General features: G+C 64.5%; 22 protein-coding genes. 10 read left to right on the top strand and 12 right to left on the bottom strand.

Annotated elements, in window-relative coordinates; translation table 11 throughout:
* Positions 1-7: 7 nt before the first annotated feature.
* The 4 genes from FRF71_RS09670 to ku form a co-directional block, all read right to left on the bottom strand.
* The gene (locus tag FRF71_RS09670) at positions 8-1,039 is read right to left on the bottom strand and encodes a DNA topoisomerase IB (protein WP_147090458.1); all 1,032 of its coding nucleotides are present in this window, start codon (positions 1,037-1,039) and stop codon (positions 8-10) included.
* Positions 984-3,326 carry a CHASE3 domain-containing protein gene (locus FRF71_RS09675; protein ID WP_161597931.1) on the bottom strand — a complete coding sequence of 781 codons (2,343 nt, stop codon included), beginning with the start codon at positions 3,324-3,326 and terminating at the stop codon, positions 984-986. Before FRF71_RS09675 ends, FRF71_RS09670 begins: the two co-directional genes overlap by 56 nt.
* Before the next feature lie 171 nt (positions 3,327-3,497).
* A complete protein-coding gene (gene ligD / locus FRF71_RS09680; protein ID WP_147090460.1) occupies positions 3,498-5,930 on the bottom strand; it encodes a DNA ligase D in 2,433 nt (810 codons plus the stop codon).
* A 3-nt stretch (positions 5,931-5,933) separates the two neighbouring features.
* Positions 5,934-6,788, bottom strand: coding sequence for a non-homologous end joining protein Ku (ku, locus tag FRF71_RS09685; protein WP_147090461.1), 855 nt, complete (start codon positions 6,786-6,788; stop codon positions 5,934-5,936).
* A gap of 151 nt (positions 6,789-6,939) precedes the next feature.
* On the opposite strand from ku, the gene FRF71_RS09690 reads away from it, so the two are divergent.
* Positions 6,940-7,539: a hemerythrin domain-containing protein gene (locus tag FRF71_RS09690; RefSeq protein ID WP_161597932.1), complete on the top strand. Its 600-nt coding sequence runs from the start codon at positions 6,940-6,942 to the stop codon at positions 7,537-7,539.
* 33 nt (positions 7,540-7,572) lie between these two features.
* On the opposite strand, the gene FRF71_RS09695 is transcribed toward FRF71_RS09690, so the two are convergent.
* The 3 genes from FRF71_RS09695 to FRF71_RS09705 all read right to left on the bottom strand — a co-directional run bounded on the left by FRF71_RS09695 (position 7,573) and on the right by FRF71_RS09705 (position 9,858).
* On the bottom strand, positions 7,573-8,694 hold the full coding sequence (locus FRF71_RS09695; protein WP_147090463.1) for a glycoside hydrolase family 130 protein: 1,122 nt from the start codon (positions 8,692-8,694) through the stop codon (positions 7,573-7,575).
* Entirely contained in the window at positions 8,691-9,458 is a 768-nt protein-coding gene (locus FRF71_RS09700; protein ID WP_147090464.1) for an SDR family oxidoreductase, read from the bottom strand. Before FRF71_RS09700 ends, FRF71_RS09695 begins: the two co-directional genes overlap by 4 nt.
* A 145-nt stretch (positions 9,459-9,603) precedes the next feature.
* The gene (locus FRF71_RS09705; protein WP_147090465.1) at positions 9,604-9,858 is read right to left on the bottom strand and encodes a hypothetical protein; all 255 of its coding nucleotides are present in this window, start codon (positions 9,856-9,858) and stop codon (positions 9,604-9,606) included.
* A 115-nt stretch (positions 9,859-9,973) separates the two neighbouring features.
* On the opposite strand from FRF71_RS09705, the gene FRF71_RS09710 reads away from it, so the two are divergent.
* Positions 9,974-10,654, top strand: a complete 681-nt coding sequence (locus FRF71_RS09710; RefSeq protein WP_161597933.1) for a Crp/Fnr family transcriptional regulator — start codon at positions 9,974-9,976, stop codon at positions 10,652-10,654.
* Positions 10,655-10,827: 173 nt separating this feature from the next.
* Here FRF71_RS09710 and FRF71_RS15710 read toward each other — a convergent pair whose 3' ends face one another.
* The gene (locus FRF71_RS15710) at positions 10,828-11,274 is read right to left on the bottom strand and encodes a hypothetical protein (RefSeq protein ID WP_147090467.1); all 447 of its coding nucleotides are present in this window, start codon (positions 11,272-11,274) and stop codon (positions 10,828-10,830) included.
* A gap of 175 nt (positions 11,275-11,449) precedes the next feature.
* Here FRF71_RS15710 and FRF71_RS09720 point away from each other — a divergent pair, with 175 nt between their 5' ends.
* From FRF71_RS09720 to FRF71_RS09730, 3 genes are read left to right on the top strand one after another with little or no spacing between them, the layout of a single operon-like run.
* Entirely contained in the window at positions 11,450-13,729 is a 2,280-nt protein-coding gene (locus tag FRF71_RS09720; protein WP_147090468.1) for a glycosyltransferase family 4 protein, read from the top strand.
* 3 nt (positions 13,730-13,732) lie between these two features.
* Positions 13,733-15,010, top strand: a complete 1,278-nt coding sequence (locus tag FRF71_RS09725) for a glycoside hydrolase family 130 protein (RefSeq protein ID WP_147090469.1) — start codon at positions 13,733-13,735, stop codon at positions 15,008-15,010.
* Between the two features lie 60 nt (positions 15,011-15,070).
* Positions 15,071-15,295 (top strand): hypothetical protein, encoded by a 225-nt coding sequence (locus tag FRF71_RS09730; protein WP_147090470.1) that lies wholly within the window; start codon positions 15,071-15,073, stop codon positions 15,293-15,295.
* A gap of 76 nt (positions 15,296-15,371) precedes the next feature.
* Here FRF71_RS09730 and FRF71_RS09735 read toward each other — a convergent pair whose 3' ends face one another.
* Positions 15,372-16,157: a response regulator gene (locus FRF71_RS09735; protein ID WP_147090471.1), complete on the bottom strand. Its 786-nt coding sequence runs from the start codon at positions 16,155-16,157 to the stop codon at positions 15,372-15,374.
* 283 nt (positions 16,158-16,440) lie between these two features.
* On the opposite strand from FRF71_RS09735, the gene FRF71_RS15455 reads away from it, so the two are divergent.
* From FRF71_RS15455 to FRF71_RS09745, 3 genes are read left to right on the top strand one after another with little or no spacing between them, the layout of a single operon-like run.
* Positions 16,441-16,578, top strand: coding sequence for a NepR family anti-sigma factor (locus tag FRF71_RS15455; protein ID WP_161597934.1), 138 nt, complete (start codon positions 16,441-16,443; stop codon positions 16,576-16,578).
* A complete protein-coding gene (locus FRF71_RS09740) occupies positions 16,578-17,168 on the top strand; it encodes a sigma-70 family RNA polymerase sigma factor (RefSeq protein ID WP_161597935.1) in 591 nt (196 codons plus the stop codon). Before FRF71_RS15455 ends, FRF71_RS09740 begins: the two co-directional genes overlap by 1 nt.
* The gene (locus FRF71_RS09745; protein WP_147090473.1) at positions 17,165-18,802 is read left to right on the top strand and encodes a sensor histidine kinase; all 1,638 of its coding nucleotides are present in this window, start codon (positions 17,165-17,167) and stop codon (positions 18,800-18,802) included. Before FRF71_RS09740 ends, FRF71_RS09745 begins: the two co-directional genes overlap by 4 nt.
* Before the next feature lie 60 nt (positions 18,803-18,862).
* Here the strand turns inward: FRF71_RS09745 and FRF71_RS09750 are convergent, their stop codons facing one another.
* Both FRF71_RS09750 and FRF71_RS09755 read right to left on the bottom strand, forming a co-directional pair.
* Positions 18,863-19,195, bottom strand: a complete 333-nt coding sequence (locus FRF71_RS09750; RefSeq protein ID WP_147090474.1) for a hypothetical protein — start codon at positions 19,193-19,195, stop codon at positions 18,863-18,865.
* Positions 19,196-19,218: 23 nt separating this feature from the next.
* The gene (locus FRF71_RS09755) at positions 19,219-19,488 is read right to left on the bottom strand and encodes a GlsB/YeaQ/YmgE family stress response membrane protein (protein ID WP_147090475.1); all 270 of its coding nucleotides are present in this window, start codon (positions 19,486-19,488) and stop codon (positions 19,219-19,221) included.
* Positions 19,489-19,589: 101 nt separating this feature from the next.
* On the opposite strand from FRF71_RS09755, the gene FRF71_RS09760 reads away from it, so the two are divergent.
* Both FRF71_RS09760 and FRF71_RS09765 read left to right on the top strand, forming a co-directional pair.
* The gene (locus FRF71_RS09760; RefSeq protein WP_147090476.1) at positions 19,590-20,210 is read left to right on the top strand and encodes a nicotinamide mononucleotide transporter; all 621 of its coding nucleotides are present in this window, start codon (positions 19,590-19,592) and stop codon (positions 20,208-20,210) included.
* 30 nt (positions 20,211-20,240) lie between these two features.
* A complete protein-coding gene (locus FRF71_RS09765) occupies positions 20,241-20,495 on the top strand; it encodes a hypothetical protein (RefSeq protein ID WP_147090477.1) in 255 nt (84 codons plus the stop codon).
* 1 nt (position 20,496) lies between these two features.
* On the opposite strand, the gene FRF71_RS09770 is transcribed toward FRF71_RS09765, so the two are convergent.
* Entirely contained in the window at positions 20,497-21,876 is a 1,380-nt protein-coding gene (locus FRF71_RS09770) for a class II fumarate hydratase (protein ID WP_147091608.1), read from the bottom strand.
* Positions 21,877-22,150: the final 274 nt, after the last annotated feature.

The following is a 22,150-nucleotide window of genomic DNA, read 5'->3' on the forward strand; positions in this document are numbered from 1 at the left end:
TGCCAGGCTAACCGGCAAGGAACTTGGCCGGTTCCGTCGCCAGCCATTCCAGGAAACCCCGCTCGGCCCGGCTCAAGCGACCCGCGCGGGGCAAGCGCTGCGGCGTGAAGCGGCCCGACCGGGCCGCCTCGACCAGCGCTGGATGGATATAGGCCTTGCGCGCGACCGCCGGCGTATTGGCCAGCGCCTGGGATACTTCCTGCAGCATCTCTTTCAGCCGTACACCCCGATTGAGCGCGGCAAAGGCGATGACACTGCCGTGCCAGGTGCGGAAATCCTTCGCGGTAAAGTCACTGCCGGTGATCGTGCGCAGATAGACGTTCACGTCGGCCGAGCTTATTGCGTGGACCTGGCCGTCATCGCCCTGGTACTGGAACAGCTGTTGCCCGGGCAGGTCCTGGCAGCGCCGGACCACGCGGATCACCCGCTGATCGGTCAGCCGCACCCGGCGCATGATTCCGCTCTTGCCGCGATAGTCCAGCGCCAGGCCGCCACGGGTCAGCTTGGCATGGCGGTTGCGCAGGGTAGTGAGACCAAACGACTTATTTTCGCGCGCGTAGGCGGGGTTGCCGATCCGCAGGTATTCGCAATCGAGGATCCGCACCACCGCCGCCAGCACAGCCGCGCGGCTGCGCGGCGGGGCCTGTAGGTCCTTGTCGAGCCGCTGGCGCAGCTTTGGCAGGGCTGCACCAAAAGCGGCGCAGTTGGCAAACTTGCGGGTATCGCGCGCTTCCCGAAATGCCGGGTGATAACGATATTGCCGGCGGCCCCGTGCATCGATGCCGACCGCCTGAAGGTGGCCCTGCGGATCGGGGCAAAAGCGGGCCTCGGTATAGGCCGGGGGCAGGGCGATGCGGTTCAGGCGCTCGATTTCGGCCGGGTCCGTAATCCGTGCGCCTGTCTCATCGAGATAGCGCCAGCGCTGCCCGACCCGCCGCCGGCCAACCGTTAGCGCGGTAACTTCCACAAAAACCAGATCGGCTTCAGACCGGGGAAGGCGCTTCGGGTTCGGGGCTGGGTTGCGATTTTTTGCCGCCATGCTTGCGGGAATTGGCAAGAGCGACCGCTTGTTCCCGTGCACCGGCATTAGCCAGCGCTTCGGCCAGCACGGCGGCGAGGTCTTCGAGCAGGTAGGGCTTGGGCAGGACCAGGATCCCCGTATTACTGCCCGTGTCGGATCCATGGCCGGTCGTCAGTACGACAGCGAGGTCAGGGCGCAGCAGCAGCGCCGCTTCGGCCAGATCGCGTCCATTCATGCCCGGCATCGAGATGTCGGTCAGCAGGGCGGCAATCTGCGGGTTTTCGGACAGAAGCCTGAGCGCTTCATACCCCTCGGCGGCTGCGATCACCCTATAGCCTAGCGCGGTCAGCGATGCCTGGGCCGAAAGCCGGACCAGTGCTTCGTCCTCGACCAGCAGGACCAGCTCCCCCTTAACCTCGCGGTCCGCTTGCTTGGCGTCTCCTGCCTCCGCGCTCTCCGGAGCGTCGCAGGCTGGCAGGGCGATGCAGACGCTCGTGCCGACGTTCGGGGTCGACTGGATTGTGATCCGGCCGCCAGACTGGGCAACAAACCCGTGGACCTGGGACAGCCCCAGCCCCGTCCCCATGCCAATATCCTTGGTGGTAAAGAAGGGATCGAACACACGCTGCAGCTGCTCAGAGCTCATGCCCTCGCCGTTGTCATCGACTTTGATCTCGATTTCCGTGTCCCGCCGACGCGTGGCGATCGTCAGCCGCCCGCCTGTCGGCATGGCATCGCGGGCATTGACTGCCAGGTTGACCAGCGCGCTTTCGAGCTGCGAGTTGTCGACCTCAACCCAGCCAGCCGCTGGATCGAGATCGAGCATTACTTCGATATTCTTGCCCAGCGAGCGTGCCAGCAGGCGCTGGGTCCGGCTGATCAGTGTGTTGAGTTCAACCCTGCGCGGCTTGAGCCGTTGCTGGCGGGCAAAGGCCAGCAGCCGTCCAGTCAGGTCGGCGGCACTGGTCGCGCCCGCCAGCGCCGTCTCGATCAGCGGGGCAATGTTGCGGGCATCCATTGCCGGCAATTGCTGTCGCAGGGTGTCGAGCGATGCGATCACCACTGCCAGCATATTGTTGAAATCATGGGCTATACCACCGGTAAGTTGCCCAAGACTCTCGATCTTCTGGAACTGGCGCAGCGATTCCTGCACCGCCTCGCGCTCCGCCATCTCCTGCTGGACCGATGCCAGTGCGTTCTCAAGCTCAGCCGTGCGAGCGGCTACGCGCTGCTCAAGACTGGCTTCGCGGCTTTTGGTTACCGAGATATCCCGCACAATGCCGATCACGCCAATGATCTTGCCATCGCGCACCCACGGGTTCTTCTCGACGCGGTACCAGCGCCGCTCGCCATCGACGGTTAGCCGGAGGTCTACCGCGCTCAGTTCCCCGCGCTCCAGCGCCGCCCGATCGGCCGCGGCAAGCGCTTCGGCTTCATTGGGTTCATCGGTGGGCGGCAGCGGCACCCCGCGCAGCATCGGCAAGGGGGTGGGCACCGCCTTGGAGAATGCCGCATTGGCAAACAGTACCTCGCCCTGCCTGGTTTTCACGAAGATCAGGTTGCCGCTCGAATCGATGATCGATTGCAGCAGGTGGCGGCCAGCTTCGAGAATGGTTTCGCTGCGGGCGCGGATCGCTTGTTCGCGGGCCTGCTGACGGGCCCGGAGCTGGCCCCGCACCGCCATGCCGCACAGCAGGCCAAGCACCAGGGTAAAGGCGGTCAGCAGCGCGCGCCACCGCCCGGCCAACGTGGTGGCGTGCTGAGCCTGGTTACGGCTCTCAAGCAGTTCCAATTGCTTGAGCCGTTCAAGTGCGGCCAGTTCCGCGCGCAGCTGATCCATCGCCTGCTTGCCGTCGCGAAGCTGATCCAACCGGTTAGCCTGATCGAGCCGTCCTTGCCGCTGCATGGCTACACTGCGCTCGAGCTGCGCCATGCTGGCCGAGGCAAGTTCCTCAATCCGCGTGACTTTCGCGGCGGCATCAGCATCGTTTTCGGTCAGCTCACGCAGCCGGGCGATCGCCGCCGGCTGCTGACTGCGCGCCGCATTGAGGGGCTGCAGGAAGGCAGGATCGCCAGTCAGCAGAAAGCCGCGCTCGCCGGTCTCGGCATCCTGCGCGGTACTCAGAACCTGCTCGGTCGCACGCAGCACGTTCAGTGTCAGCACCTCTTGTGCCTGGGCAGCATGCTCAGCATGCTCGGATTGCCGCGAACTTAGTGTAAGCCAAGCCAGCAGCGCCAGCAGCAGCGCCGCCGCGATGCCAAGCGCGATCCTTCGCAGTCCGTCGACGCGATCATCTGACTGCAATCGAACACCTGTGGTCAACCGGTCTCGCCCACCACCCCAGCGAGCATCAAAAGACTGGCCTGCGGGGCATTGCGCGGAACCGTTCCGTGATCGACTGCCGACGAGACCAACGGTGCACGATTCGAGATAAGGTCATTCAATGCAACGACTTTGGTCCGGAACCGTACGCAGCTAAACGCTGGGCAGGAGCTGGCTGGAGCTACCCCAGCCAGCCAGCCCGCGATCGGCAGCCCGTTCGAGCAGCTGGGCGCGGTCGGCCAAGCGGAAGGCAGCCGCCGTCTCGAATTCGTCGAGCTCTGCCCAACTGACCGGCGCCGCCACCGGCGCGCCGGCCCGGGCCCGCACCGAATAGGGCATGATCGCAGTCGAGCCCCGCTGGTTGCGCAGCCAGTCGATGAAGATCCGGCCCTTGCGCTTGGCCTTGGACATGGTCGCAACAAACCGCTCCGGCTCGGCGGTTGCCAGGGCGATCGAGAAGCGGCGAGCGAAGTCCGTTACCTCGTCCCACTCGGCCTGGGGCTTGAGCGGTACAATCACGTGAACGCCTTTGCCTCCTGATAGCATGGCGAAGCTGGTCAGCCCGATGTCGGCCAGGTGGCGCTTCAGATCCTGCGCTGCCTTGCGTACGTCGGCAAAGCTCAGCGCCTCGTCGGGATCAAGGTCGAAGACCAGGCGGTCGGGCTGTTCCAGATGCCGTGAATGGCTGGCCCAGGCGTGGAACTCGATCGCGCCCATCTGCACGCATTCGAGCACGCCTTGCGCATCCGACACGCAGAGATAGTCCTCTTCTCCGCCATCCTTTTCGCGGATCCGGACCGAGCCGATGTCCTTGCCCAGATTGCCCGCGCCATGCTTCTGGAAAAAGCACTTGCCGCCGATCCCGTCCGGGCAACGTACCAGGCTTAGCGGCCGCCCGGCCATGGTCGCCAGCAGCAGCGGAGCCATCGCGCGGTAGTAGTCTGCAAGTTCACCCTTGGTAATGCCGTCATCCGGGAAGACCACGCGCTCGGGGTGGGTGATCCGCACTTCGGGATCGGCAGGTTTGGGCATGGGCCGCTCCAGTCTTACCTCGCGGGCCGGCTTATCACCCCTGAGGCCGACAAACCGCGCATGCCGCAGGATACCTTCACCGGTAAACTCGGCAAAGGCCACTTCCGCGACCAGTTCCGGCCGCAGCCAGTGCGCACCGCGCTGGGCCGAGGCGGGGACGGCCGTGGCTGGGTCGGTGGCTGCGAGGGGAGCCATGGCCTCGGCCAGGTTCTGCATCGTCCGCTCGTTGAAGCCGGTGCCAACCTTGCCGGCATAGCGGAGATGGTCGCCATCATAGCGCCCGAGCAGCAAGGCGGCGAAGGCTCTTCCGCGCGCCGCCGAGCCGGTCCAGCCCAGGATTACGAACTCCTGCCGTGCGACGCATTTGCTCTTCAGCCAGGCCTGGGTGCGTTTGCCGCGATAGGGGGCATCGGCGCGTTTCGAAACGATCCCTTCCAGTCCCGCGCCGCACAGCAGCTTCAGCATTTCGCCGCCCGAACCGAGGACGTGTTCGGCATAGTGCAGCGGCGACGGAACGCCGGCCAGCAGGGCCTGCAACCGCGCCTTGCGGTCCAGGTTGGGGAGCGGACGCAGATCCTCGCCGTCAAGGTGGAGCAGGTCAAAGGCAAACAGGCTGAGACCCCGGCCGCCGGCCGAGATCGCTTCCTGCAAGGCGGAGAAGTCCGGGTTGCCCGCCGCATCCAGCGCCATGATTTCTCCGTCGATCAGCGCCGCATCGACAGGCAGCGTTGCAGCGGCGGCGCAAACATCCGGAAATTTGTCGCTCCAGTCATGGCCAGAGCGGGTATAGACCACCGCGCTGCCGCCGCCGCAGGCGATCAAGGCGCGATAGCCATCGTACTTCGTCTCGTGCAGCCAATCGGGACCGTCGGGTGCCTCGTCCACCAGCGTGGCGAGTTGGACCGGTTCAAAAGGGGGCGGGGTGGCCCTCCCTTTGCCGCGCTTGCGCCGCCTGGTTTTGGGCGATGGCTTGCCTTCAGCGATATCGTGCATGGTCCGGCCAGTGGCAACGGACGTCAGCTCGCGTTCGGTCAGGCTGTCCGACGGGCCGCAGCAGGCATCCTCGATCTTGCGCAGCAGCCAGTTTTCGCGCTTCTCCATGCCGCGCGGCTTCAGCCGGATCAGCAGCCATTCACCCTTCATCCGCTGGCCGTGCAGCACGAAGTGAAGGTGGCCTTTCTCGAGATCCTGCGCCTTTTTCCCGGCAATCGGCTCCCAGGTCCCTTCATCCCACAGCATGACTGTCCCGCCGCCATATTCGCCTTCGGGGATCGTGCCTTCGAAGCTGGCGTAGTCCATCGGGTGATCTTCGGTGCGCACGGCGAGCCGCTTGTCTTCCGGATTGGGGCTCGGGCCGCGGGTGACGGCCCAGCTTTTCAGCACGCCGTCCACTTCCAGCCGAAAATCCCAGTGCAGCCGGGTGGCATCGTGCTTCTGTACGACGAACCGCCGCGCTTGACCGTTGCGGGCTGACACCACCTTGTCGCGCGGTTCGGGGGTGCGTTTGAAATCGCGCTTGGCCTTGTACTCGGCAAGGGGGGCTTCGCGTCCCATGGACTAGCGCTTGCGGCCGGCTTTGCGCGTGGGCGGGGCCTTGGTCTTGCTGGCCGAAGCCGCCCGCTCCGGCTTCTCCAACGAACGCTTCAATGCCGCCATCAGATCGATGACGTTCGAACCGCCGGTCTCGGCCGGGGTCTCATCCTCGGCCACGATCTTGCGGCCCTTGGCCTTCAGCTTGCGCTCAACCAGATCGCGCAGCGCCTCGCGGTAGCGATCGTGGAACATGCCGGGTTCAAACTTCCCGGTCTTCCGCTCGATCAGCGACTCCGCCAGTTCGAGCAGTTCCTGGTCCGGTTCCTGATCGGGAATGTCCCGAAAGTAGTTTTGCGCCTTCTGCAGTTCCTCGGCATAGCGCAGCGTTTCCATCACCATTCCGCGGCCGCAAGGCGATAGGGCGACGATGTATTCGCGTCCGCGCATGGCGAGCTGGCCGATTCCGGTGCGCCGACTGGCGCGCAGCGCTTCGCGCAGCACGACGAAAGCCTCAACCGCCAGGTCATCCGCCGGGACGACGTAATAGGGCTTTTCGAAATAGGTGTGGTCGATCGCGTCGCGGTCAACGAACAGGGCCAGGTCCAGCGTCTTGCGTGATTCCAGCCGGACCGCCTCAAGCTCCTCGTCCTCCAGCAGGACGAAGCGGTCCTTCTCGTATTCGAAGCCGCGGATGATGTCGTCAGGATCAATCGGGCCGATTCCGGTCACCGCCTTCAGGTAATGGACCGGTTTGCCGCTGGGCTCGTGGATCTGGCGAAAGGTGGTGGCATTGCTGCTGCGCGCGGCCGCGTAAACCTCAACCGGGATCGAGACCAGGGCGAGCCGGATATGACCTTTCCAATAGGGGCGTGCAGGCAAGCTGTGGTCCTCGGGCTGGAGTTACCAGGCCAGAACCGGGGGCTCGCCGCAGCGGTTCCCGACCATGCGTGGCGCGCGTGCGGCCTGTGACTGGAACAGGCGGGACCGGGTCCAGTTGTACCAAGCCCACGGCACTTCCAGGAGGCCACCCATGAACTTCTTTGACCGTTTAGCCGCCGCCATCACGCCCGAGGCGACCGACGAAGATCGCATTAACGCCCGTAACGAAGCGCAGGCCCTGGCGCAGGACGATGACTGGCTTGGCAGCGTGCTCGATCAGCATGAGCAGATCGAAACACTGTTCGCAGAAGCCGCCTTGGCTCAACCCGGCGATGATCGCGTTGCGGCGATGAAGAAGCTCGGTCAGCTGCTGACTGCGCATTCGATGGCTGAAGAAGTGGTGCTCTATCCTGCGATCGCCCGGATCGGTGAAAAGGGCGACGCGACCATGGCCTATGAAGAACAATCGATGGCGAAGGTTGAGATGGCCGGGCTGGAACAGCTTGATCCGGAAAGCGATGAGTGGGCGCAGAAGCTTGAAGCCATCCGCAAGGCTGTGGCCCACCATGTCTATGAAGAAGAATCCGACTGGTTTCCCAAGCTTCACCGCAGCATCAGCGAGAGCGAGGCGGATATGCTGTCGATGCGGTTTGACGAGGAATTCGATCGCCATGGCGATGTCGGCATGGGTTCGGCTCATGTCCGGCCGGCCAGCCAGCCAGGTCCGGCGACGGGCGGCTACACCAACTGAAGCCAGCGAGCGGGTCCGGTGCGCCGGACCCGCTCAAACCCCAAAGGCAGATTTCGGAATGTGCGTGATGCGGCAGGCGAGATCGCACTCGCCGGAAGCAACGATGAAGCTTTCGTCGCGCTCGGCGATCCCGGTCGAGAAGACTACGTCACGGAGGTAGATTCTGTCCTCCAGCCCGGCGAGTAGCTCGGGCCGCGCTTCGAGCAGCGGTCCCTCACCATGCGAGATAATGCGCCAGGGCTCCTCAAGATCAAGCAGCGACCAGTAGGTGCGATAGATCCCGACAATCTCCTTTGGCTCCACCCCGTGCCACAGTGCCAGCCAGCCGCGGTCGGTACGGATGGGAGGGGTGCCGCCTCCTATCCGCGCCGTCGCGACCGTTCCGCTTTCCGGCCGTAGCCCCGGGTGAATGCAGGGCTTCCAGTGCAGCGCGTCGGGCGAAGTGGCCAGGTTGATCGATGGCCCGGCCCGCCACTCGCTACCCGGGGGATAGGCGAAGTAAAGATCACCGAGCGGCCGGGTCTGCGCCCAAAGGGTATCGCCGATCCGCCCCTCGAAGATCACCATGTCCTTGTTCTGGTGATCGAGGATCACGTCGACAAACCGCCAGTCGAGCCCGTCCTCCGATGCGTAGAGCGTGGTGCAGTGCCGTTCCGGACTGACCGAGCAGGTGGTCATCAGCCAGCGACCGTCGACCTTGCTGATCCGTGCATCCTCGACGCCATAGCACTGCCACGAACCCTGCGGCGCGATCGCGCGGTCATAGTGAATGGCCACCACCGTCAGGCCATCGGGTGAAAGTTCAACCGGCAGCAGCCACGACAGCGAAGTCAGCGCCATGATTCGCCATGGCCCGCCGTTGAGGGTGAACTTGCGCGGATCGGCCGGATCGACCTGATCAAGCGGCCAGGCATCAAGCGTGTAGCCCTGCTCGGTCCAACGGATCGCGTGGATCGCGCCGTCCCGCACCGGCTCGTCCAGCGCCTCCGCGATGCGCACGACCATCAGCAGGTTGCCATTGTCGAGCCGGGTGAGGGCCGGGTTGAAGGCGCCGAGCACATGGGTAGCCACCCCCAGTTTGCCCGCCAGCGGCGAACGCGTCAGGTCTACGTCGGCCGGGCCAAACACCAGCCGGTCGATCGGGAAACTGCTCATTCGGGTTTCAGGCGGCTCTCGACCCGGACCAGCGAGACGTTGGTCCGGCGGGGCTGGGTCAGCACGAAGTACACGGCAACAGCAATATCTTCGGCCCGCAGCATCTGGTCCTTGGCAATCAGGTCGCGCTGCTGCTCGGAGCTATAGTCCTCGTACTGCATGTCACTGCCGGTTAGACCCGGTTCGACCAGGCTCACCTTGATGTCGCGATCGCCCAGTTCCTGCCGCAGCGACTGCGCGAAGCCCTGGATGCCGGCCTTGGTCGCGACATAGACCGATGACCCGGGACTGCGCGACACCGCCGAGGTCGAGCCGATGAAGACCAGGTCACCGCCGCCCTCCATTCTTGAGATTGCTGCCTTCGCCGTGGCGATCCACGAGGTGAAATCGACCGCCAGCTGATAGTCGATCTGGTCCTGATCGGTGCCCGCCAGATCTTCTGCGGCAATGGCGGCGTTTATAATCACCGTATCAAAGCCCGAAAGTTCATCAGCGGCCCGGTCAAGCATCGCTTCGGGGGTGCCGGGCTGGGCCAGATCACATGACATGCCGCGGCCGTTGCCAAGCAGGTTGATCCGCTGCAGCGCATCCTCAAGATGCTCTTGCGAACGCCCGCAGACGAACACGTTGGCACCTTCCGAAGCAAGCAGGATCGCGGTCGCGCGGCCGATCCCGGTGGTCCCGCCCGTAATGACCACACGCTTGCCGGTAATCGTCGGGCACTCGGTGTGTGCGTCGGCAAGAAGCTGCGGATAGGAATGCATTCGGCTGGCCATGGCGGGACTCCAGTGCGGGGCAAGCGAACCGGAGTGCGGGGTTAATGTTCCGCCGGTTTCGGCATTCCGCGTACACAAAACGGCGCGCGGAACCGGGGTCCCGCGCGCCTCTTCGCCGGCTGTTCAGTTTGCCTTAGCGGCGATCTTCCCAGCCCCGGCGTGCTGCTTCGGAGTGACCGCGCGAGTCCCCGAACCAGCCGCCGCGACCACGGCCACGATCGTCCTCGTCGTCGCGCGAACGCGAGCGATAGCGCCGATCGTCGTCATCCTGCTGAACCACCGACTGCGCTGCGGCCTGTTTGGTTTGACCGGCTTCGGCCTTCGCGCCGACTGGGCCGGTTTTCGCAGTTTCCTGCGGGTTCTGTTTGGATTGTTCGTCGCTCGCCATGGTCGACCTCTCGCAATTTGATTGGTCGATCCGAAACCAAGTGCGGCCGCGAATGTTTCGGCACGATCCTGCCCTTCGCTGCTTGCGTTTGGCAGCGTACCAAGGAGCTCAAGCAGTGGATGTGCGTCGCAATCATGCGAAGGTTTTCGCGCCAACCGATTTCACCGAGGCAAGCCTGCCGGCCGAGGAGTGGACCTGGTTGAAGCGCCATTGGCAGCCCGAACGGCTGACCGCTGAGCGGATCCTGTGCGATACCGATTGCTCAAGCGAAACGCTGTGGCTGCTGGACGATGCGGTGACCGCCCGGATCGCCCGCGATGATCAGGCCCATCTGGTCGAAATCGCCGTCGATGGTCCTGGCAGCCTGGCCTGCGGCTGGGCGATCAGCGGCGATCAGCTGTCGCCGTGGCGGGTCCAGGTGCGCCGGACCGGGATGGCGCGCGCGCTGCGGGGGCTGGCGATTGAACAAATGGCACAGATGGCACCGGTCTTCCACGCCCGGTGCCGGGCGGTCATCCATTCCGAGGTGCTGGAACTTGCCGAACAGTTTGCCCTGGCCCGGCGTCGCACGGCGCGGAGCCTGCTCGCCGATCGTCTGAGCGGCTATTACAATGCCTTTGGTGAAACCACGATTACGATCACGCACAATGTGCTGGCCCAGCGGCTCAATCTGCGCCGGGCCACCGTGACGCTTGCTCTACAGGAGCTGGAAGGGGCCAAGGCGATCCGTTCGCACCGGGCCCGGATCGAACTGAAAGACCGCGAGCGCTTGATCGCATTGGCGCATGAGTACTGATTGCCCGAAAAAAATTGCGATGATCCGGAACCCTCGTGGGCCGAACGGTGTTTTTCCAAGTGCCGGTCCGATCGACCCCCTTCCCGCCATGGACCGGTATTGCCTGTGCCCCCCGCCGTATCCTCCCACGGTGGGGGGCACATATTTTCACTGGATAGCGATTTGGGGCTGGTTCAGCCGGGCCTGCGGCGGCGCGTCTGCCCCGCTTCGCGCTGCTGGCATTGATCGCGCACAGTGGCAGAACAGGGCGGATAGACCTGTTGCCCGGCCGGTGGTGGCGGCAAGGTGTTGTTGACATATGTGACGACCCGCTCGCCCGGACTTCCGCTGGGCGGCGCGCCAACCGGCGGTGTGGAGGCCGGCGGCGTCTCCATCGGCGGTGCTGTGACCGGCGGAGCGGTTTCCGGCGGTAGGTTGACCGGCGGAGTAGCCACCGGCGGGGTCTGACCTGGGGCTGGCGGTGCGATCGGCGGAGCTTCGACCGGCGGGGGCGGCCCGTCCGGCGCAGGTGGAGGCGAGGGCGGTACTTCGACCGGCGGTTCGGCGGGTCGCGGCTGCTCCTGTGATTGCCCGGCGACGCTCATCAGCGCCAGCGGCAACGCAATCAGCAACTTGGACATAGGGGTACTCCTTTTGCTTGGGTTCGACGAAACCCCAAGCATTTGCGCCAGTTCCCCTCTGTAACCGGAACCACGCACGGCCGGGCGCAGTTGAGCGGGGCAAATCAGCAAAGTGAGTTGCCATGACCCGACAGCCCCTTTCTGCCCCTTCCATTACTCCGTCTGAGGCCCTGGCATGAGCGTTCATTTTGCTGAAATCCTGCCGGTCCAATCCGGTCCCCGTGGTTCACGGCGGGTTGCTGTGATCGGTAACTATCCCCCCCGCCGCTGCGGCATCGCCACGTTCACGGCTGATATGGTCCAGTCGCTGCAGACCGCTGCGCCAGACCTGGCGATTGATGTCTGGGCCATGGCCCGGCCGCACGATCAAGCAGTCTTGAGTTCGGCCCGCACGATCGACGAGCATGATCGCCAAAGTCACGTGAATGCGGGGCTGGCCATCGAGGCGAGCGCCCCCGATTTGGTCTGGGTCCAGCATGAATTTGGAATCTTCGGCGGCCCAGCTGGTGAGTGGCTGATCGATCTGCTGGCGCCGATCGCGGCCCCGCTGGTGGTCACGCTGCACACGGTCCTGGCTGAACCTGATGAAGCGCAGAACCGGGTGCTGGCCTGGCTCGCTGCCCATGCCTCGCGGCTGGTCGTGATGTCGCGCAATGCCGAGCGGATTCTGCTCGCGCGCGGCGATGTCGATCCAGAGCAGGTCGTGGTGATCGAACATGGCGCACCCGATCGGCCGTTCGGCAATGCGGCAGCGATGAAGGCGCGGTTGGGATTGCCTGCTGGCCCTATGCTGCTGACCTTTGGACTGATCTCTCCCGGCAAGGGCATCGAAACGGCGATCCGGGCGCTGGCCCGGGTCGTGCCGCAGCATCCGGAAGTCTATTACCTGATCGCCGGGGCAACCCATCCGAACCTGCTGGCCCGCGATGGAGAGGCCTATCGCGAAGGCCTGATGCGGCTGGCAGAGGAACTGGGGGTTGCCAGCCATATCGTCTGGCACAACGATTACCTGAGCACCCCGGATCTGATCGACAGGATCGAGGCTGCCGATATCTATCTGACCCCCTATACCGGCCCGGCCCAGGCAACTTCGGGCACGCTGAGCTATGCCGTGGCGCTGGGCAAGGCGGTGGTCTCCACGCCCTATTCCCATGCGGCTGAGCTGCTTGGCGGCGGGACGGGCCTGCTGACCCCGTTCGGCGATGAAGCTGCAATGGGGCAGGCGATTGCCGAACTTCTGGCCGAGCCGGAGCGGCTGAGCGGACTGCAGCAGCGCGCCTATGCGCGTGGCCGGACCATGGCCTGGCCCAACTTCGCGCGCCAGACGCTGGCTGTAATCGCAGCCCTGGCACCGGCCGCTTCGCCGGTTCACCATCCGCCCGCCCGGCTTGAGCAGGATGATCTTGAGCGGCTGTGCGATGATACGGGCATGGCCCAGCATTCGGTGCTGGGCGTGCCCGATCGCAACCACGGCTACTGCATCGATGACAATGCCCGCGCCTTGATCCTGGCGAACCTGAGCCCGGGGATGTTCGCGGCACGCGCGATGACCTTTGCGGCCTTCATCCAGCATGGCTGGAACCCGGCGGAACGGCGGTTCCGCAATTTCATGGGATTTGACCGGGTGTGGCGGGAAGCCGCCGGATCGGATGACAGCTGCGGACGTACCCTGTGGGCGATCGGCGTTACGGCGTCGCGCGGCCCCAGCGCCGACCTGCGGGCCTGGGCGCAAGGCTTGTGGCGGGAAAGTGCCGACATGGCGCTGGAGTTCTCGTCTCCCCGCGCCCTGGCCTTCGCCGTGCTGGGTGCCGACAGTCTGCTCGACAGCTATCCCGATGATCGCCTCGCCAACGCCATCGTTGAGCGGGGCGCCGACCGGCTGGCCGCCGCCTTGCGTACTTATGCCGAGCCCGGCTGGTTCTGGTTCGAACCCTATCTGGCCTATGACAACGCGCGTTTGCCGCAGGCCATGCTGGTGGCAACGCGGCGGCTCCAGGCCTACACATTGGCGGAAGATGCCTTGGCCGCGCTGGACTGGCTATGCCGCTGTCAGACGGCACCGGCGGGCCATCATCGCCCGATCGGAACTGAATCCTTCGGTCGCAGTGATCGCACCAGGCTGCCCTTCGATCAGCAACCCGTCGATGCTTGGGCCACAGTCGAGGCGGCGGCGCTGGCGTTTCAGCACACGGGCTTGCCCAAATGGCGGCGGATTGCCGAACAGGCCTATGCGTGGTTTTTCGGCGTCAACGACCGCGGGCTGGCGCTGGCCAGCGCGACCGGCGGGGCCTGCCAGGACGGGCTGACGCCGCGCGGGGTCAATGGCAACCGCGGCGCAGAATCGGTGCTGGCCCTGCATCTGGCCGCCCATGCTCTGTCGGAACTGCAGGCCACGGGCCGCGATTGGCCCAAGCCCATGGCGGTGCCGCCCGGGGCGGCGGTACTGCCGGTCTGACCCATGAGCCTTGGCTGGGTCCATCCCCTGCGGCTGCACGCCGAGCCGTCGCGCGTTGTGGTGCGTCCGTTCCACCTCTCGCTCCAGGGCCATGGCAATCGCAAGAGCCGGCTGGAAGCGCTGGTCGACGCGATCCTGGCGCTGGACGAGGCAACCGTCCGCGAGGAACTGGCCCGCGTTCTGGGTGATTTCGGATCGCGGCACTGGCAGATTGAGGACGTGTTCGATCAGCGCTTCAACCAGGTTGCCTGGCAGCTCGGCCTCGATGCTTCAGCTATTCCTCGGGCGACACGGCGGCTGATCGGCGGCTATTTCTGCCACGAATACAGTTATGCCGCGGCCGCCGTGATGAACCCAAGCGTGGTCCGCCATCCCGACCAGACCGGCCTGCAGGAAGGCTCTGTCCGCTTCATCATGGCCCAACGCACCGTGGGGGAAGGGCATATCTCTTCAATTGCCTTCCGCGAAGGCATTGTAACGGCTGACCGCGAACTGACGCTGCACCCCCAGCCGCCGTTCGCCACAGCTGCGCTGCTGGCTGCGGCCGAGCCGCGCAGCGGGATCAACTTCCTGCGCCGCCACCGCGACAGCCCGATCTCCGGCACGGTGATCTTCCCGGTTACCGAAGCCCAGAGCAATGGCCTGGAAGACTTGCGGCTGGTCGAATTCGCGCATGACGATGGCAGTCGCGAATGGATCGGCACTTATACGGCCTACAGCGGGCATTCGATCGGTTCTGAACTGCTGCGGACTTCGGACTTCGATCACTTCGCCCTGGAACCGATCGTCGGCCGCGCTGCGCACAACAAGGGCATGGCGCTGTTTCCGCGCAAGATCGGCGGAGGCTTTACCATGCTGGGGCGGCACGATGGGAAGAACCTGTTCCTGATCCGCTCGCTCTCCTTCAACCGCTGGGACGAGGGCGATCTGCTGCTTGAACCGGCCTTTCCATGGGAACTGGTGCAAATCGGCAATTGCGGCTCACCGATCGAACTCGATGAGGGCTGGCTAGTGCTGCTGCATGGGGTGGGGGCGATGCGCAAGTATTCGATCGGCGCCGTGCTGTTGGACAAGGATGATCCCTCCAAAGTCCTGGGCCGCACGGCCCGGCCGCTCATTTCTGCCGCCGATCAGGACCGCGAGGGCTATGTCCCCAACGTGGTCTATACCTGCGGGGCCATCCGGGTTGGTAAAGACCAGCTGTTCATGCCCTACGGGGTTGCCGATAGCTCGATCTGCTTCGGATTTTTCGACATTCCAGCCATTCTGGAGCTTCTCTGACTCGCCTGATCTGGCGTCCGCGCTGTTCGCTGTCGGAACAACCCGGGCTTGGAGGCAGTTATGCGCGGCGAACTGGAGTATGGCAGCATGGATGAGCCCCAGATCGAGCGCACAACCGACGAGGCCCGTGCCGGCTCGACACCCGGAATTGTCCGGTGGGTTTTGCTTGTCTCGCTGATCCTGCTCCTGCTGGCTTTCGGGCTGGTGCTGGCATTGTCGATGAAGAATGACCAGGCGCCAGCATCACAGGACGCGCCGCAAAAAGCGCCCGAAACCAGCGGTTAGATCACTTCCAGCAGCCCGGCGCTTCGCCAACCACCGAGTGGGCTGCTGGAAGTGGTGCCAATCTGGACCTTTTGCGTCAGGCGGCGGCAAGGCCCGGCTGGCGTTCGCGATGGACCAGCAAGGCTTGCCAGATGGTGGCCGTGACAGTTTCGGGCTCGAACGGTTTGGTGATCAGATAGGTCGGCTCCGGCCGCTCGCCGGTCAGCAGGCGCTGCGGGAAGGCCGTGATGAAGATCACCGGCACCGAGAATTCTCCCAGGATGTCCTTGACCGCATCAATCCCGCTCGATCCGTCAGCCAGACTGATGTCAGCCAGGATCAGGTCAGGAAGCACGTCTTTGGCCATGGCCACAGCCTCATCCCGGGTCCGCGCGACACCGGCCACGGTATTGCCCAGGCTGACGACGATTTTGCGCAGATGCATGGCGATGATCGCTTCGTCCTCGATGATCATGACCGAGGCGCGGAGCTGAGCTTGCAGCTGCTCGCGCGCGCTGTCGATCATATCGCGCACCTGATCTTCGGATGCGCTGAGAATCTCGGCCGACTGGGCGCAGGAAAAGCCCTCGACCATCGTCAGAAGCATCGCTTCGCGCGTCTTGACCGGCAGATGCGAAATCAGTCCGTCGGCAATGTTGACGGCATGCATCGGATTCCAGATCCGGTGGAACACCCGAAACAGGTTTAGCCGCGAAGCTCCGTCAGGACCCAGCATCTCCGGGTCGGCGATGATCGCCTCCAGCATCTCGCGCACGGCCGCATCGCCCAGGGTCTGGGACCCGGAAATTGCCCGCGCATAACGGCGCAGGTAGGGTAACTCACTAGCGACTCGCTCCCGCAGCGAGGTTCTTTGGTCTGGCATCGGAACTCCCTTCTCGTCTCGAAGCCCCAAAGTCCTTCATGCCGGAAAATGTTCCGCACTGGGAACCGACTCTCGTCAGTCTGGTTATACCTTGCGACGGCGCGTCGGCGCGGACGCCCTCCCTAGGGTCGGCTTTCGGAGCAAAGCAAGGCAAGATATGTTGAGTCGCAATTCCATTTACTCCGCCCAAGAAGGCGACAGCCCCTATATGCCCGATCGTGACCAGTCCAAATTGCGCGCCAGAGCGCCCCGGCAGCCTGCCAGCCCAGCAGAAGGACCGGATTTGGCCTTTGACCCGATCGCGGCGGCGCTGCGCCAGTTGCACGAAAGCGTTGCGGCAGAGGAGATCCCCGACGATTTCCTTGATCTGCTCGATCAACTCGATGACCTTTCCGATGCCGATCAGCCTTCGGCCGAATGATGATCGAGGAACGCGAAGAATTGCAGCACCGTGATGGTGCCGAATCGACCCTGAGCAAGGAGCAATTCAAGCGTGAAGTGATTGCGATCCTGCCCCAGCTGCGCTCCTTCGCGCGCGGGATCTGTGGCAACCGGGATCTGGCTGACGATCTGGCCCAGGAAGCCATGATGCGCGCCTGGGCATCGCGCCACACCTTCAAGGTCGGGACCAACTTCAAGGCCTGGATGTTCATCATCTTGCGCAACCGCTGTTATTCGATGGCCAAGAAGAATTCCCGGATGGTGACCTGGGATCCGGAGGCGGCTGAGCGGATCCTGGTCGCCCCGGCGACCCAGCATGTCGGGATCGATTTGATGGACGTCCAGCGCGCGCTCGAGAAGCTGCCGACCGAGCAGCGCGAGATGCTGATGCTGGTTGCCGCAGACATGAGTTACGAGGAGGCCGCCGAGATCACCGGCTGCGCCATTGGCACCGTCAAGAGCCGCATCGCGCGCGGCCGTGTGGCGCTCAAACGCTTGCTGGGCGAAGGCGACGACAGCGAGGATGAAGTCGCGGCCACGGCCGGACGGCAGCGCGCGGGAGAGCGATGAGGGCATTGCGGTCGGCCGGGACAATCCGGTCCAACCTGACCAAGATCCTGATTGGCGCACTGGTGCCGATGGCGTTTCTAGGCGCCTGGCAGGGCATGCTGACCTATCAGGATTCGCGCAAGCTGGTGTCCGAACGGCTGCGGGCCAGCGCCTGGGGCATCGCCGAACGCGAGCGCGATCCCTTTATCATTGCCCGTCACTCGCTCCAGATGGTGGCCAAGCTCGACGTCGTGAAGCGGATGGGCCCGGACTGTGACCAGCTCATGACCGATGCCCGCAATGGGGCCACCGGGATCACCAATTTCGTCCGGACAGATCGGACGGGTGCAGTGCGCTGCTCGGGCATTCCCTACCGGCCGGGTGCGACCCTGGCGCAGAACCCCGTCTGGCAGCGGGCCGCGCGGGCTAGTTCCTTCGTGCTTGGCGGGCGGCAGATCGGCGAGATCTCGCGGCTGCCCGTCGTGTTGGTGTTTCTGCCGCTATTCGATCAGCAAGGTGCCTTTGATGGGACGGTGAGTGCCGGCATCAATCTTGATCGGCTGGCGCGAACCCTCAAATCCCGGCAACGCGCCCTAGGCGGAACGATTGCGCTGGTCGACCGCCAGGGCCGGGTTGTCCTGACCGAAGGACCATCGCAGTTCGCTGCGATCCCAACGGCTGCTGCCGGTCTGCAGGAGCCCCAGACGCTGCGGTCGCGCGATGGCCGGCACTGGACCTTTGTGGCCGCGCCGATGTTCGATCGCGATCTGTTGGTCGTCTATGCCGAACCCCGTTCGAACTTTGCCAACGCGGCCCTGTCGCGGATCTGGCTGATCCTGGCGTTGCCGCTGCTTGCTGGCGTGCTGAGCCTGGCCGGCATCTGGTTTGCCACCCAGCGCTATCTGCTGAACTGGTTTCCGCGGCTGCACACCCTGGCCGAGCACATCGCCGAAGAGCGCCCGATCACGGACCAGGACGATCTCGCTGCTGCCCCGACCGAAATCGCCGACATTGCCGACGATCTGCAGGAAACGGCTCGCAAGCTTAGCCTCAGCCGCGCCGCCCTGCAGCGGGCTCTTGAAACCCAGAAATCCCTGACCCGCGAACTCAACCACCGGGTCCGCAACAACATTCAGATCATCGTCAGCCTGCTCACCATGCAAAGCGAAAAGGCAAAGGCGGAACCGGTGCGGGAAATCCTGGACCAGGCGCGCGCCCGCGTTTCCGCAATCGGCCTGGTGCACCGCTACATGTACGATCAGGAAGAAGATGGGCTGGGCGCGGTTGCGGCGGCGCAGCTGATGTTCGATCTGTGCGGGCAAATCCGCACGTCCGGCCGGCGCAGCACCGAACTGGAGCTGCAGATCGATGCCGATGCGCATTGCCGGGTCACGTTCGACCATGCCGTGCCGCTGGTGCTGTTTGCACTGGAGGCGATCACGGCCGCTGCGCAGGGGACCCACCGGGTCAATGTCGCCCTCCATTCGCAAGATCATGTTTGCCGGCTGGAAGTGGCCGATGATCTGCCCGGAGCCGGCACGCCGCACGGCGATTGCGAGCTGCTAGGGGCGCTGGCCGAACAGATGGGCGGCCACTTCGGCAGCGAACAGACCGCTACCGGAACTACAACCTGGCTGGAATTTGCCCCAGGTTGATTGATTGTCAGGGATGCGACCCCCGCCGTGCGCAAGAAACCGGCGAGGGTCGCAAACTTGTCAGGTACGGGTCGGAGTCGGGCTGGCGCCCGTTCCCTTGTCGCGCACCACGTCAGCCTTGTTTTCCAGAGCATCGGCCTTGTTTTCGGCCTTGTCACGAACGGCCTGGGCCTTGTCCTCGGTCCGCTGTTCTGCGGTCGAGTCAACTCCATCAAGCTTGTTGTCCATCGTGTCGGCGCGATCTTCCATCGCGTCGGCCGTGGCATCGGCGCTGGCCCGGACCTTATCGGCCTGGTCTTCCAGCGCATCAGCGGTCTTTTCGCTCTTGGTGTCGTTGCAGGCGGCCAGGGCCAGGCCTGGGACGGCCAGCAACAGCAGAGTGCTCTTTCGCATAAGCGTTCCTTCTATCGAGAGGACTAGCGCGGCGTGCCGCGACGAACCATGTTGACGATCGCCAGCAGTACGACAGCACCCAGCAGCGAGATCAGCAGCGAGCTGACGCTAAGATTGCCGGAAGTGATCGGCACACCGCCCAGGAACGGCGTAAGGATAAAGCCCGCCAGGAGCGATCCGACCACCCCAACAACGATGTTCATGAATATGCCCTGCTGGGCGTCGGTGCGCATGATCATGCTGGCAATCCAGCCAATGATCCCGCCGATGACAATGACCAGAATGATGTTCATGTCGTTTATCTCCTTATGGGATCCAGCAAACCTTCCGGTCGCGGCGCCGGTTCCTTGACCGGCTTGCAAATCGTGTCGGGCGGAACCGTGCCAGCGCGAAAATGCTTGTTCCGCCGATGGATGGAATCACCGGCTGGCTGGCCAGCATTGCGACAATCGTTGGCGGCCTGACCGTGGCGCTGAACCTGGGCAGCAAGGTAACGGGCTGGGGCTTTGCCGTGCTTGCCTTCGGCTCGGCCTGCTGGTCGCTCAACGCCTGGCAGAACGGTGCGACCAGCCTGCTGATCGCCAATGTGACAATGGCCGTGATCAATGGCTTTGGCGTCTGGCGCTGGCTGGGGCGTCGCCGCCGGATCGAGCAGGGCTCGACCACCGCCGCGCAGGAAAGCGCCCTTGCCCCCGTTCCCACCTTGGTCTCGGCCGCCCAGCTGATTGAAGCCCCGGTTCAGGTCCCGGGCGGCGGACAGTTTGGGACAGTCGTTGACTTTATGCTCCACTGCGAACGGCAGGACCTGGCCTATGTCGTGCTCAGCTTTGATGGGATCGGCGGTCTGGGTGAACAGCTCCGGGTGGTCGCAGCCGATCGGTTGAAGCTGCAGAGCGACGGGCTCCACTGCACCTGGACCGAAGCGCAGCTTCGCACGCTTCCTCCGATCGATCCCACGGCCTGGCCGGTTATGCCGGATCAGCCGGGGAACCCGACTCCAAAGCCGTCGCTTTAGGGTGGACATAATCCACCAAAGGAGTGCCCCATGTTCAATTCTTCGGATCGCATCATCGATCGGCTTGACCCCCGCGAATGGGGGCGGGAAGAGCCGCACTGGGTGAGGACTGCGGTCTCCACCATCACAATGGCCGCTGCGGTCGGGGCAGCGGGTCTGGCCGTGTGGCGCTATCTTCAGGACAATCCGCAGCTGTTCCGCTCGGACGCTGCCGACGTCGATCTGGACAGCGCCGCGTATGACGGCCCGACCGCACCGGACGTGCCCCCGCCAACCGCGAACTAACTCAAACCATCGTATCGGGCCGGACCAGGCGATCAAAGGTTGCCTGGTCCACCCCCTGGCGCAGCGCCGCCTCGCGCAGGGTCAGGCCTTCATCGTCAGCCAGCCGGGCGATGGCTGCGGCCTGATCGTATCCCAGTTCCGGGACCAGCGCGGTTACCAGCATCAGCGACTGGTCCAGCAGTGCGGCGATCCGCGCCCGATCCGGCTCTAGTCCGTGCAGGGCATAGCGCGTGAAACTGTCGATCCCGGTCGCCAGCAAGTCGATTGAGCGGAGCACCGCCGCGCCGATCAGCGGCTTGAATACCCCCAGTTGCAGATGTCCCTGCATGCCGCCCGATACGACCGCCTGATGGTTGCCGATCGCCTGGGCCGCGACCATCGTCAACATCTCGCACTGGGTCGGGTTGACCTTGCCCGGCATGATCGAACTGCCGGGTTCATTGGCGGGTAGCCGCAATTCACCCAGTCCGCAACGCGGGCCACTGGCCAGCAGCCGGATGTCGTTGGCCAGCTTGGTCAGCGCGCAGGCCAGCGTCACCGTCGCGCCGGCAAAGCGGACCAGCGGCTCCTGCCCGGCCAGCGCGGCAAAGGCATTGTCGGCGGGGCGAAGCGTCAGTCCAGTGATGGCGCTCAGTTCCGCAGCCATTGCTTGCGCGAACCCAGGCGGCGCATTCAGCCCGGTACCAACGGCGGTGCCGCCCTGGGCCAGTTGCAATATGCCCCGTTCAAGCGCGGTCGACAGCTCCTCGTGACATTGCCCCAGCTGCGCCGCAAAGGCCGAGAATTCCTGCCCCAGCGTCAGCGGCGTGGCGTCCTGCAGGTGAGTTCGCCCGATCTTGACGATCGCCCGCCAGTCATCTGCCAGGCTTTCGATCTGCGCGATCATCGCGTCCACCGCCGGGAGCAGCCGCCCGGTGGCAGCCAGCGCGACGGCAATATGCAGCGCAGTCGGGAAACTGTCGTTCGATGACTGGTGCAGATTGACGTGATCGTTGGGATGGACCGGGCTCTTGCCGCCGCGCTGACCAGTCAGCAGTTCGTTGGCCCGGCTGGCAATCACTTCGTTGACGTTCATGTTGGTCTGGGTGCCGCTGCCGGTCTGCCAGATTGCCAAGGGGAACTGATCCGCATGGTCGCCGGCGACAATTTCCGCCGCCGCCTGTTCGATTGCTCCGGCAATCCCAGCGGGCAGCGCGGCCCGGTTGATGCGGACGGCGGCCAGCTTGACCATGGCCAGCGCGCGGACGATGTCGGCCGGCATCCGCTCGCGTTCGGCAAAGGGAAAGTGCAGCAGGCTGCGCTGGGTCTGCGCACCCCAGTGCGCCATGGCCGGAACCGCCACTTGGCCAAGTGCGTCGCGCTCGGTCCGCATGCCTTCGATTGGATCATCCATCATTGTACCTCGGCTGATTGCGGCGACTCTGCCTGACCGGGGCAACAGGCTGCGCGCTTCGGGCAGAACCTGCAATGTCTGCCCGCCGATGATTTCACCCCGTTCACGCGGAGGGCCTGCCCGGTGCGCACTTTCTGGCTGCGGGCCAGGCCAAACTGCGAGCTGCTGCGGGGTGTTCCGGCAAATCCCGCACTGTCAGGAAAGCAAACTCTGGACTTGCCATTTGTGAACGTTATCATGAATACGAATACGCGCCCTCGCA

Origin of the sequence: Novosphingobium ginsenosidimutans (assembly GCF_007954425.1) — a bacterium.
Taxonomy (GTDB): domain Bacteria; phylum Pseudomonadota; class Alphaproteobacteria; order Sphingomonadales; family Sphingomonadaceae; genus Novosphingobium; species Novosphingobium ginsenosidimutans.